The sequence below is a fragment of the Erwinia rhapontici genome, assembly GCF_020683125.1.
Classification (GTDB): domain Bacteria; phylum Pseudomonadota; class Gammaproteobacteria; order Enterobacterales; family Enterobacteriaceae; genus Erwinia; species Erwinia rhapontici.
The window spans coordinates 428,147-439,924 of record NZ_CP085627.1; the positions used below are offsets into that span (position 1 = coordinate 428,147).

Annotated in this window: 12 protein-coding genes; 10 read left to right on the plus strand and 2 right to left on the minus strand. The window is 53.9% G+C overall.

Annotation, left to right across the window (positions count from 1 at the left end; genetic code table 11):
* Positions 1-50 precede the first annotated feature (50 nt).
* The 6 genes from aroB (at position 51) to trpS (ending at position 5,564) form a co-directional block, all read left to right on the plus strand.
* Positions 51-1,139, plus strand: a complete 1,089-nt coding sequence (gene aroB, locus LJN55_RS01810) for a 3-dehydroquinate synthase (protein ID WP_227535589.1) — start codon at positions 51-53, stop codon at positions 1,137-1,139.
* Positions 1,140-1,231: 92 nt separating this feature from the next.
* Positions 1,232-2,212: an SPOR domain-containing protein gene (locus LJN55_RS01815; RefSeq protein ID WP_227535590.1), complete on the plus strand. Its 981-nt coding sequence runs from the start codon at positions 1,232-1,234 to the stop codon at positions 2,210-2,212.
* 126 nt (positions 2,213-2,338) lie between these two features.
* Positions 2,339-3,157, plus strand: a complete 819-nt coding sequence (gene dam, locus LJN55_RS01820) for an adenine-specific DNA-methyltransferase (protein ID WP_133846668.1) — start codon at positions 2,339-2,341, stop codon at positions 3,155-3,157.
* A gap of 37 nt (positions 3,158-3,194) precedes the next feature.
* A complete protein-coding gene (gene rpe / locus LJN55_RS01825; protein ID WP_133846669.1) occupies positions 3,195-3,881 on the plus strand; it encodes a ribulose-phosphate 3-epimerase in 687 nt (228 codons plus the stop codon).
* A complete protein-coding gene (locus LJN55_RS01830; RefSeq protein WP_133846670.1) occupies positions 3,865-4,542 on the plus strand; it encodes a phosphoglycolate phosphatase in 678 nt (225 codons plus the stop codon). The genes rpe and LJN55_RS01830 overlap by 17 nt, the downstream gene beginning before the upstream one ends.
* A gap of 17 nt (positions 4,543-4,559) precedes the next feature.
* Complete coding sequence (gene trpS, locus LJN55_RS01835) at positions 4,560-5,564, plus strand: tryptophan--tRNA ligase (protein ID WP_133846671.1); 1,005 nt, start codon at positions 4,560-4,562, stop codon at positions 5,562-5,564.
* A gap of 55 nt (positions 5,565-5,619) precedes the next feature.
* Here the strand turns inward: trpS and LJN55_RS01840 are convergent, their stop codons facing one another.
* Positions 5,620-6,063 carry a hypothetical protein gene (locus LJN55_RS01840; protein ID WP_133846672.1) on the minus strand — a complete coding sequence of 148 codons (444 nt, stop codon included), beginning with the start codon at positions 6,061-6,063 and terminating at the stop codon, positions 5,620-5,622.
* Positions 6,064-6,215: 152 nt separating this feature from the next.
* Between LJN55_RS01840 and LJN55_RS01845 the strand changes: the two genes are divergently transcribed.
* A complete protein-coding gene (locus LJN55_RS01845) occupies positions 6,216-7,493 on the plus strand; it encodes a cytosine deaminase (protein ID WP_227535591.1) in 1,278 nt (425 codons plus the stop codon).
* Between the two features lie 48 nt (positions 7,494-7,541).
* Here the strand turns inward: LJN55_RS01845 and tsgA are convergent, their stop codons facing one another.
* Positions 7,542-8,726: an MFS transporter TsgA gene (gene tsgA / locus LJN55_RS01850; RefSeq protein ID WP_200642660.1), complete on the minus strand. Its 1,185-nt coding sequence runs from the start codon at positions 8,724-8,726 to the stop codon at positions 7,542-7,544.
* A gap of 276 nt (positions 8,727-9,002) precedes the next feature.
* On the opposite strand from tsgA, the gene ppiA reads away from it, so the two are divergent.
* The 3 genes from ppiA (at position 9,003) to argD (ending at position 11,517) form a co-directional block, all read left to right on the plus strand.
* On the plus strand, positions 9,003-9,575 hold the full coding sequence (gene ppiA, locus LJN55_RS01855) for a peptidylprolyl isomerase A (RefSeq protein WP_133846675.1): 573 nt from the start codon (positions 9,003-9,005) through the stop codon (positions 9,573-9,575).
* A gap of 59 nt (positions 9,576-9,634) precedes the next feature.
* Positions 9,635-10,213, plus strand: coding sequence for an aminodeoxychorismate synthase component II (locus tag LJN55_RS01860; RefSeq protein WP_227535592.1), 579 nt, complete (start codon positions 9,635-9,637; stop codon positions 10,211-10,213).
* Positions 10,214-10,299: 86 nt separating this feature from the next.
* Positions 10,300-11,517, plus strand: coding sequence for a bifunctional acetylornithine/succinyldiaminopimelate transaminase (gene argD, locus LJN55_RS01865; RefSeq protein WP_133846677.1), 1,218 nt, complete (start codon positions 10,300-10,302; stop codon positions 11,515-11,517).
* The last annotated feature ends 261 nt before the right edge of the window (positions 11,518-11,778 follow it).

An 11,778-nucleotide genomic window follows, 5' to 3' on the forward strand; every position in this document is an offset into this window, starting at 1 on the left:
AGGCTCTGACGGCCCACTTGTGGGCACAGCAAAAAAGGTGATACAGCGTCATGGAGAGGATTACCGTAACTCTTGGGGATCGCAGTTACCCCATTACCATCGCCGCCGGGTTGTTCGCAGATCCGGCTTCTTTTTGGCCGCTTAAAGCGGGCGATCAGGTCATGCTGGTAACCAACCAGACGCTGGCTCCTCTCTATCTGGAACCATTGCGTTCACGCCTTGAGGGCGCGGGCGTGGTGGTCGATCAGGTGATTCTGCCGGACGGTGAGCAGTTTAAATCGCTGGCCGTGATGGATCAGGTATTTACCGCATTACTGTCCAGGCCTCATGGCCGGGATACCACTTTGGTGGCACTGGGTGGCGGTGTGATTGGTGATCTAACCGGATTTGCAGCCGCCAGCTACCAGCGTGGCGTACGTTTTATCCAGGTCCCAACCACGCTGTTGTCGCAGGTTGACTCCTCTGTGGGGGGGAAAACTGCCGTCAATCATCCGTTGGGTAAAAACATGATCGGGGCATTTTATCAACCTGCCTCGGTGGTGGTAGATCTTGACTGTCTGAATACCCTACCAGCGCGTGAGTTCTCTTCCGGTCTGGCGGAAGTGATCAAATACGGCATCATCCTTGACGGTGAATTCTTCACCTGGCTTGAAGACAATCTGGATGCCTTGCTGGCGCTGGATGGCACGGCGCTGGCGTACTGTATTCGCCGCTGCTGTGAGTTGAAAGCGGAAGTGGTGGCAGCAGATGAACATGAGCACGGCCAGCGTGCGTTGCTGAACCTTGGGCATACCTATGGTCACGCCATTGAAGCCCATATGGGTTACGGCAACTGGCTGCACGGCGAAGCGGTGGCAGCCGGGATGGTAATGGCTGCACGCAACGCTGAACGTCTTGGTCAGTTCAGTTCGCAAGATACAGGCCGTATTATCACGTTGTTACAGCGTGCCGGGTTACCGGTACATGGGCCAGAAAGTATGGCGGCGGCTGACTACCTGCCACATATGATGCGTGATAAAAAAGTCCTGGCTGGCAAGCTGCGTCTGATTCTTCCCCTGGCCATCGGCAAAGCCGAAGTGCGCAGCGGAGTACCACATGATATGGTTCTTGCATCCATTCAGGATTGTCTGAAGCCATAGCGATTATCTGTAACCAGGTCTCCTGGCTACTATTCTGATGTATCGCCGTTCAAGGGTTCGAACGGCATTGCCGCTCTATGGGAGGAGGTTAAATGGACGAGTTTAAACCGGAAGACGAGTTAAAACCTGACACCAGCGACCGCCGACCAACGCGGTCCCGCAAAACGTCGTCTGCACCAAAAATCCCTGTATCCCGACAGCATATGATGATGGGAATTGGTATCCTGGTTCTGCTGCTGCTTGTGTTAGGTATTGGGTCTGCATTGAAATCACCTGATAACAGCAGTGCGAAACAGCCTGCAACGCCTGCGGGTAACGCCGGTGGTGAAAAGAATATCGATCTCTCCGGGTCCTCTTCAATGAGCGGCCAGTCAGGCCAGCCAGCTACGTCTGAAACCGGTACAACCCCGAATAATACTCAGTCGGCTTCGTCACAGAATGTGGGTGTTCCACCGATTTCCCCAACGCCGACAGAAGCACAGCCAGTGCAGACACCGCCGAATCAACAGCGTGTTGAGCTGCCAGGCGATCTGAATACAGCTTTGAATGACCAGCAAGGGCAGGTTGATGCTGCAGCACAGGCAGGTCAGGGAGAGTCTTCATTGCCAACGGCGGCTGCTACAGTAGCACCAGGGGCAGAAACTCCGCGCCAGGCAAGCAACAAACCTGTTACGGCTCCACGTCCGACGGCAACGCATCAGAATAAACCGGCGGCGGCCCATACGCCTGCTGCCAGTAAGCCTGCGGCGAAAGAAAGTAAACCAGCGACTACAGCCAGTCAGAGTACGCCAGCCGCGCGTAGCGGTAGCACCCCCGGCGGTAACTTTACGCTGCAGCTAAGCAGTGCATCGCGTTCAGACACGTTGAATGCCTGGGCGAAAAAACAAAATCTGAGTGGCTATCATGTCTATCAGACCACGCGTAACGGACAGCCTTGGTATGTACTGGTGAGTGGCTCTTATGCGACTTCAGGTGATGCTAAACGCGCTGTTGCCTCTCTACCGGCGGAAGTTCGTGCTCAGAACCCTTGGGTAAAACCGGTGAGCCAGGTAAAAAAAGAAGCGGGTAAATAACACCCCGCCGGAGAAACCCGGCGTATCCTTAGTGTGTGTGCGTGCCGCTGGCACGCAGAGCATTCAAAGCGCAGATATGCTGTCGGTGTAACCACAGCCTGATGAGTAAAAGTAATTAACGACAGCATGAAAAAAAATCGCGCTTTCTTGAAGTGGGCAGGTGGCAAGTACCCGTTGCTCGATGATATCCGACGCCATCTCCCTGAAGGGGACTGTTTGATCGAACCCTTCGTAGGGGCGGGCTCGGTATTTCTTAACACCCAGTACTCAAAGTACATTCTCGCAGACATTAACAGCGATCTGATTAACCTCTATAACATCGTTAAAGAACGCACGGATGAATTCGTGGCAGATGTGCGCATGCTCTTCGTTCCTGAAACGAATGATTCGGCGGTGTACTACGCCTATCGCAAAGAGTTTAATCTGTGCCGCGATGATTACCGACGAGCGGTGTTGTTTTTATACCTCAACCGCCATTGTTACAACGGCTTGTGCCGTTATAACCTGAGCGGTGAGTTCAACGTGCCGTTTGGTCGTTATCGCAGACCCTACTTTCCGCAAGATGAAATTTACTGGTTTGCCGAACGGGCCCAGCAGGCGACTTTTGTCTGTGAATCTTACGATGTTACGCTGGGGAAAGTGCAAAAGGGGGCAGTGGTCTATTGCGATCCACCCTATGCACCGCTCTCCACGACCGCTAACTTTACGGCGTACCACACAAACAGCTTTAGCATGCGTGAGCAACAACATTTGGTCGAACTGGCTACGATGCTGGCCAACGAGCAGAGCATTACCGTGCTGATATCGAACCACGATACGCCGCTAACACGTCAGTGGTACGAGGGCGCTATCCTGCATGAAATCAAAGTGCGTCGTTCGATCAGCCGCAGTGGCAACACGCGAAGTAAGGTCAATGAATTACTGGCGTTGTATACTGGCCGGTGATGACGCCTGAAACTCAGGCACAACCAGGGAGAAACGGATGAAACAGTTTTTAATTGCCCCATCAATTCTTTCCGCAGATTTTGCCCGCCTGGGCGAAGACACTGCTAAAGCACTGGCTGCTGGCGGTGATGTGGTTCACTTTGATGTGATGGATAACCATTACGTTCCCAATCTCACGATGGGGCCGATGGTGTTAAAAGCCCTGCGCGATTATGGCGTGACTGCGCCGATCGATGTCCATCTGATGGCCAAACCGGTTGATCGTTTGATACCTGATTTTGCCAAGGCCGGTGCCAGCTATATCACCTTCCATCCAGAAGCCTCCGAGCATGTTGATCGCACACTGCAATTAATTAAAGAGCAGGGCTGCAAGGCGGGCCTGGTGCTGAACCCGGCAACCCCTCTCAGCGTGCTTGATTATGTGATGGATAAGCTGGATGTGATCCTTCTGATGTCCGTGAACCCGGGCTTCGGTGGTCAGTCATTTATTCCGGGTACCCTGAATAAACTGCGTCAGGTACGTAAGCTAATCGATCAGAGCGGCTATGATATTCGCCTGGAAGTGGATGGCGGCGTCAAAGCGGACAACATTGGTGAGATTGCCGCAGCGGGTGCCGATATGTTTGTTGCCGGTTCAGCCATTTTTGGTCATCCCGATTACAAAAAAGTGATCGATGATATGCGCACCGAACTGGAGAAGTCTCGTCATGGGTCATTTCACTAACGTCCGTGCCCTCGCGTTTGATCTTGATGGCACGCTGACCGATAGCGCCCCAGGATTGACGAGTGCCGTTGATAGCGCACTCAATGAGCTGAACCTACCCATAGCGGGTGTTGAGCGGGTATCAACCTGGATTGGCAACGGGGCGGATATTCTGATCGAGCGCGCTCTGACCTGGGCGCTGGGCCATGCCCCACAGAGCGCCCTGCTGTCTGATGCGCGGGTGCTGCTGGATAAACACTATGCACAGAGCGTAGATGGTGGCAGCCTGCTGTATCCTGGCGTCAAAGAGACGCTGGCCGCGCTGGCCGCACATAACCTGCCGATGGCGCTGGTCACCAATAAGCCCACTCCGTTTGTTGCTCCACTGCTGCAATCGCTCGGTATTGCCGACTACTTTTCGCTGATTATTGGTGGCGATGATGTGGTGGCAAAGAAACCGCATCCGGCCCCGCTGTTTCTGGTTTTGGGCAAGTTTGGTTTGCTACCGGGAGAGTTGGTATTTGTTGGCGATTCACGCAATGATATTCAAGCCGCGCAGGCGGCAGGATGTCCCTGCATTGGCCTGACTTACGGCTATAACTACGGTGAGCCTATTGCCACCAGTCAGCCCGACGTCACGCTTGATCATTTTAACGATTTGTTGCCCGCACTCGGGCTGTAATTATTCAGGACGGAAACATGAGCAAACCCATCGTATTTAGCGGCGCACAGCCTTCAGGTGAACTGACCATCGGTAACTATATGGGTGCGCTGCGTCAGTGGGTACAGATGCAGGATGATTACCACTGCATCTACTGCATCGTTGACCTGCACGCCATCACGGTTCGTCAGGACCCGGTTGCACTGCGTAAGGCTACGCTGGATACGCTGGCACTCTATCTTGCCTGCGGCATCGATCCACAGAAAAGCACCATTTTTGTTCAGTCGCACGTGCCTGAGCATACGCAGCTTGGCTGGATCCTTAACTGTTACACCTATTTCGGTGAACTGAGCCGTATGACTCAGTTTAAAGACAAATCCGCACGTTACGAAGAAAATATCAATGCGGGGCTGTTTGACTACCCGGTGCTGATGGCGGCAGATATCCTGTTGTATCAGACCACTCAGGTGCCGGTAGGTGAAGACCAGAAACAGCATCTGGAGCTGAGCCGTGATGTGGCTTCGCGCTTTAACGCACTGTACGGCGACATCTTTACCGTGCCAGAGCCGTTTATTCCTAAATCCGGGGCGCGCGTGATGTCGCTGCTGGAGCCGACCAAGAAAATGTCCAAGTCTGATGATAACCGCAATAACGTTATCGGCCTGCTGGAAGATCCGAAGTCGGTAGTGAAGAAAATTAAACGTGCGATGACCGACGGCGATGAACCACCGGTGGTGCGTTATGATGTGAAAGAGAAGCCTGGTGTATCGAATCTGCTGGATATTTTGTCCGGTGTGACCGGTAAGACGATGGCCGAGCTGGAAGCCGAGTTTGCTGGCCAGATGTATGGCCACCTGAAAGGAGCGGTTGCGGATGCGGTATCAGCCATGCTGGGTGAGCTGCAGGAGCGTTATCATCGTTACCGCGATGATGAAGCCTTCCTTGAGCAGGTGATGCGTGATGGTGCAGCAAAAGCGCGTGCGCAGGCGCAGGGCACCCTGAAAAAAGTGTATGAGGCCATCGGCTTCGTTGCTCAGCCGTAAATCGTTACCGGTGGCAATCTGCTAAGGGTTGCCACCCGTTAAGAAAGCAAGAGCATCATGACTGGCGGTGCTCTTTTTTCAATACCAGAATTGCCCCGTCAAACCAGTAGAGTGTTAGCGTATCGTTGACCGGTGCGGTAACGACGGCCCCCGGCCCCCACGGCTCATCGCCACATATCACATTGTACCCACCCGCGACCTGATAGCTGTCTTCGGGATCGTTCTCATCGGCAGACGTCAACGTCGGTCTCTTCAGACAGTTATCCGTTGCCGGATCGATCGTCCGCTGCGCACTGCCTTGACTCCACATAATCTTATTTGACGAAAACGTCACCACTGCGCCCATATATTGCGGATCGTTCTCCACCACAGCCTGGATGCCTGTGCTATCCACATGTACGGCATCAACGTGCCAGATACCTTCCAGCGTGGCATAGTCAGGTGCAGCCGCCATCAGTGGCTGGCTTACCAGCATGCAGGCGATGATCAGGTGCTTCATGGTCCTTTCCTCGCAGTCAATCAGAATGCTGAGTATAGAGGGGAAATTAGCATTCAGGCTGCTGATTTTCATCGGTTCATTCAGAGATTTCCGGCAGCAGTATTAATCCGTGATAGGGTTAACAGCGTGTCTTATTGATGACGGAGGGATTTATGCGTCCAGAATTACAGTGGATTAATCACGTTCGCCTGCCGGAGCGTGAAGGGCTTTGGCAGATTGAGATCCAACAGGGCAAGATTGTGCATATCATGCCACAGCCACCAACGCGTGCCAGCGGTGAAGCACTGGATGCCGAAGGTGGGTTGGCCTTCCCTCCGTTTATTGAACCGCATATTCATCTGGACACCACGCAGACAGCGGGTGAGCCTGCCTGGAATCAGTCTGGTACGCTGTTCGAAGGCATTGAGCGCTGGGCTGAGCGTAAGGCCACGCTGACGCATGAAGATGTAAAGCAGCGGGCGCGTCAGACTTTGAAGTGGCAAATTGCCAACGGTATTCAACATGTGCGTACGCATATTGATGTCTCCGACCCGACGCTGACCGCGCTGAAAGCGATGCTGGAAGTGAAGCAGGCGATGGCGCCGTGGGTGGATATCCAGCTGGTGGCCTTCCCGCAGGAGGGCATTTTGTCTTACCCCGATGGTGAAGCGCTGCTGGAGCAGGCATTGCAACTGGGGGCCGATGTGGTGGGGGCAATACCGCATTTTGAGTTCACCCGAGAATACGGCGTCGAATCATTGCACCGCGCTTTTGCGCTGGCGCAAAAGTATCAGCGCATGGTGGATGTGCACTGTGATGAGATCGATGATGAGCAGTCGCGTTTTGTTGAAACCGTCGCGGCGCTGGCGCACCGCGAACAGATGGGATCACGCGTGACGGCCAGTCATACCACCGCAATGCACTCCTATAATGGCGCTTATACCTCCCGCCTGTTCCGCCTGCTGAAGCTCTCCGGGATTAACTTTGTGGCTAACCCGCTGGTGAATATTCACCTACAGGGTCGCTTCGATACTTATCCCAAGCGCCGGGGTATTACGCGGGTGAAAGAGATGCTGGAGGCGGATATTAATGTCTGCTTTGGTCACGATGATGTCTTCGACCCTTGGTATCCTCTGGGGACTGCCAGCATGTTGCAGGTCTTGCACATGGGGATGCACGTGTGTCAGTTGATGGGATACGAGCAGTTGGATGCTGGCATTAACCTGATTACCACTCATAGCGCCAGAACGCTGCAACTGAAGGATTACGGTATCCAATGTGGTAACAGTGCTAACCTGGTGATCCTGCCTGCGGAGAGCGGTTTTGATGCCTTGCGTCGTCAGGTGCCGGTGCGTTACTCCATCCGTCACGGGCGTGTGATTGCCGAAACCGTGCCTGCGGCCAGCGTCATTCATCTGGATGAAAGTGAGAAGGTGGATTTCAGGCGATGACGCCGCATAAAAAAGGCCGGATTCACCGGCCTTTTTGACATCTTAAGGTTAGTGGGAACCCATATGTCCATGCAACTTGTGCTTGCTGACGAAGCCGAGCAGCAGACACATGACAAAGACCACCGCGTACAGGCCGTTAGCGGTCGCCAGCGCCGCGTGTGCACCGCCTTTTTCTACGATCGGGCCCGTTACCACGAAGGTCAACATGGTGCCAACGGTGCCGCAGGTCAGGATGAAGTTCACCAGTTTCGGCGAAGCGACCTTAGTCTGCAACGAACCCAGCGTGATGATGGTGGTGTAGATAGCGCTGGAGAAGAAGCCCAGGCTCATCATGATCCACTTCAGCATGGAGGCATCCGTCGCGCTGATAAACCAGTACATCAGCGCAGTGGCTGCCAGGGCCAGTACGGTGAGAATGCGCTGCGGATCGAAGAAACGCAGAATGGCACTGAACGCCCACATACCGATCATATACGCGGTCCAGAAGTTACCGACCAGGCCCCCGGCTTGTTCGATACTCTGCCCCATATTTTTGGTCGCATACAGCGGCACCCAGCCAATAAAGCCAAGCTGGCCAAGGATGTAGCACAGCGCTGCGACAGCCAACAGGCCCACGCCCACGCCCCACTTCTCTTTCACTACAGGCTCGCCGCTGGTGGCTTTCTTGCCCAGTACCGGGAATTCAAAGCACAGTGCCAGAACAAAGATGGCGACATAGATAACGCCGATGCAGGCGTATACCCAGTACCACGGCAGAGAACGCGCGAGAATAGCGGCAGCAATAATCGGGAAAATGGTCCCCGCCATGCTGAAGAAGGAGTCAGTAAACAGCAGGCGAGAGCCACGCTGACGTCCTTCGTACAGATGAGTGATCAGGAACGTACCGATAGACATAGTAATACCACTCACCACGCCGAGCACAAACATGCACAGCGAGAAGACGGTGAGGCTGTGGCTGTTCATCAAGCCCAGCACGGCCAGTACCATCAGCACAAAGCCAAAGATAAGCTGACGCTTCAGTGGCACAATTTCCATCAGCCAGGCGTTAAGGAATACCGCCAGCAGGATACCGGCGTTCAGGAAGGTAAAGGTATTACTCATCTGTGCCACGGGCAGCTGGAAGTAAGCAGCAATATTCTCCAGTACCATACCGGTAACGATAACCACTGCACCGGTCAGCGCATAAGAGAAGAAGCTGATCCAGGTAAGCCCAATTCGATCGCGATTTGTCATAGTGGAAACCTGTTTGAAAGAGAAGTCGTCGGGCGGAATGCCCGTGGTAAACGGGAGAAGTTTAACGATATTCGTGATCTGCTTAAATCTTTAATGAAATGAATATCTTCATATTTCATTCATAACGTGATCATTATCACCATTCGGACTTCTCTTAGCCCGTTTGCTTCAGGATGTTTACAGCGTAAATAAAGGTAAAACGCTGGCGCGTTGGTAAGCGCCTCTTTACAATCAGCGTTGTTTTTATGGTTTGTTGCACTCAGTAAGGAATCTTTCATGTTGAAACGTACTTTGACCGCAGTGGCGACCGTGCTCGCCCTGTCGACGATCTCTGCCTCCGCTATTGCCGCGAAGGGGGACACGCATGTGCTGCTGACCACTTCCGCCGGTACTATTGAACTGGAACTGAACAACCAGAAAGCACCGGTATCGGTGACTAATTTTGTGGATTACGTCAACAATGGTTTTTATAACAACACCATTTTTCACCGCGTGATCCCGGGCTTTATGCTGCAGGGCGGGGGGTTCACCGCTGACATGCAGCAGAAGCAGCCTAAACCGCCGATCAAAAATGAGGCAGATAATGGCCTGCTCAATAAGCGTGGCACCATTTCAATGGCGCGCACGGCTGAGAAGGACAGTGCAACCAGCCAGTTCTTTATCAACGTGGCGGATAACGCCTTCCTCGATCATGGTCAGCGTGATTTCGGCTATGCCGTCTTCGGTAAAGTGGTGAAGGGAATGGACGTGGCCGATAAGATCGCTCAGGTGCAGACGAAAACCTTTGGTCCTTACCAGAATGTTCCGGTGACCCCGGTGGTGATCCTGTCTGCTAAAGTGTTGCCATAATTTCCTGATGGCATTCTGTCAGGGCCGCCTGGTGGCGGCCCTGCTGTATCGAGCCCACCATGCTGCTTCTGATCGACAACTACGACTCCTTCACCTGGAACCTCTACCAGTATTTTTCTGAGCTGGGCGCCGAGGTATGCGTGTACCGCAATGATGAGATTACGCTGGCTGAGATTGACGCGCTGGCGCCGGGACATCTGGTAATCTCTCCGGGCCCCTGTACACCGAATGAAGCCGGGATCTCTCTTGAGGCTATCCGTTACTTTTCTGGAAAGTTGCCTATCCTTGGCGTTTGTCTGGGACACCAGGCGATCGCACAGGCCTTTGGCGCCCGCGTGGTGCGCGCACGCAAGGTTATGCACGGCAAAACATCAGCGATTGAACATCGTGATGGCGGCGTGTTTGAAGGGCTGAATCATCCCCTCACGGTGACCCGCTATCATTCATTGATTGTTGAAAGCGGCAGTCTGCCTGCTGAGTTTGAAGTGACCGCCTGGACCGTGGATGAGAATGGTCAGCCTGATGAGATCATGGGCTTCCGCCACCGCACGTTATCGCTGGAAGGGGTGCAGTTTCATCCGGAAAGCATCCTCAGCGAGCAGGGGCATCAACTGCTGGATAATTTCCTCAAACGCTGATTAACGTTTGCCTTTTAGTGACTTTTTATGCATATTTTATGACTATATTTTCACATCCCTGAAAAGACTAAATGGTGAGGTAGTGAATGGCGGCGGAAAAATTAGCGGTAACACGTGCAACGTTCGATGAGGTGATTTTGCCTGTTTATGCACCAGCACAGTTTGTGCCGGTGAAAGGGAAAGGCAGCCGCGTTTGGGATCAGCAGGGTAAAGAGTACATTGATTTCTCTGGCGGCATTGCGGTCACCGCGCTTGGGCATTGCCATCCGGCGCTGGTAGAGGCATTAAAAACTCAGGGCGAAACCCTGTGGCACACCAGCAACGTCTTTACTAACGAACCTGCCCTGCGTCTGGCGACCAAACTGATCAACGCGACCTTTGCCGAGCGAGTGTTCTTTGCTAACTCCGGTGCTGAAGCAAACGAAGCGGCGTTTAAGCTGGCGCGTTACTACGCCACCAAACGTCACAGTCCGTTCAAAAGTAAAATCATTGCCTTCCATAACGCCTTCCACGGTCGCACGCTGTTTACGGTGTCCGTTGGCGGCCAGCCGAAGTATTCCGATGGCTTCGGGCCAAAACCTGCCGATATCGTCCACGTCCCGTTTAACGACCTGGCCGCAGTAAAAGCGGTGATTGACGATCATACCTGCGCCATTGTGGTCGAGCCGATTCAGGGAGAAGGGGGTGTGATGCCCGCGACGCCAGAGTTTATGCAGGGGCTGCGCCAGCTCTGTGATGAACATAATGCGCTGCTGGTTCTGGATGAAGTACAAAGCGGCATGGGCCGCAGCGGTAAACTGTTTGCGTATGAGCATTATGGTGTGCAGCCGGATATTCTCACCACAGCCAAAGCGCTGGGCGGTGGTTTCCCGGTCAGTGCCATGTTAACGACTAACGACATTGCATCGGTTATGGCGCCTGGCGTGCATGGCACCACCTATGGCGGTAATCCGCTGGCCTGTGCGGTGGCTGAAGCTGCACTGGATATCATCAATACGCCAGAGGTGCTGGAAGGTGTGGAAGAGCGCCGTCAGCTGTTTGTTGATGCGCTTCAGGCGCTGGATGCCCGTTTCGATCTGTTCAGCGATATCCGTGGCAAAGGCCTGCTGATTGGCGCGGAGCTGAAATCACAGCATGCTGGACGTGCGCGCGATATTCTTAACGCCGCAGCAGAAGCCGGTGTGATGGTGTTGGTTGCCGGAACTGACGTGATGCGTTTTGCGCCTTCGCTGGTCATTGAGCCAACGGATATCGCCGAAGGCATGGCGCGTTTCGCCACGGCTGTTGAGAAAGTCCTGGGCTGATTGCCGTGGGCGGGGCATGCCCCGCCCCTACGTTGTTTCGTCGATGTCAGGCATATCCCAGACCAACGTCGGCATGCCGCTAATTCGTCGATGTCAGGCATATCCCAGACCAACGTCGGCATGCCGCTAATTCGTCGATGTCAGGCATATCCCAGACCAACGTCGGCATGCCGCTAATTCGTCGATGTCAGGCATATCCCAGACCAACGTCGGCATGCCGCTAATTCGTCGATGTCAGGCATATCCCAGACCAGCGTCGGC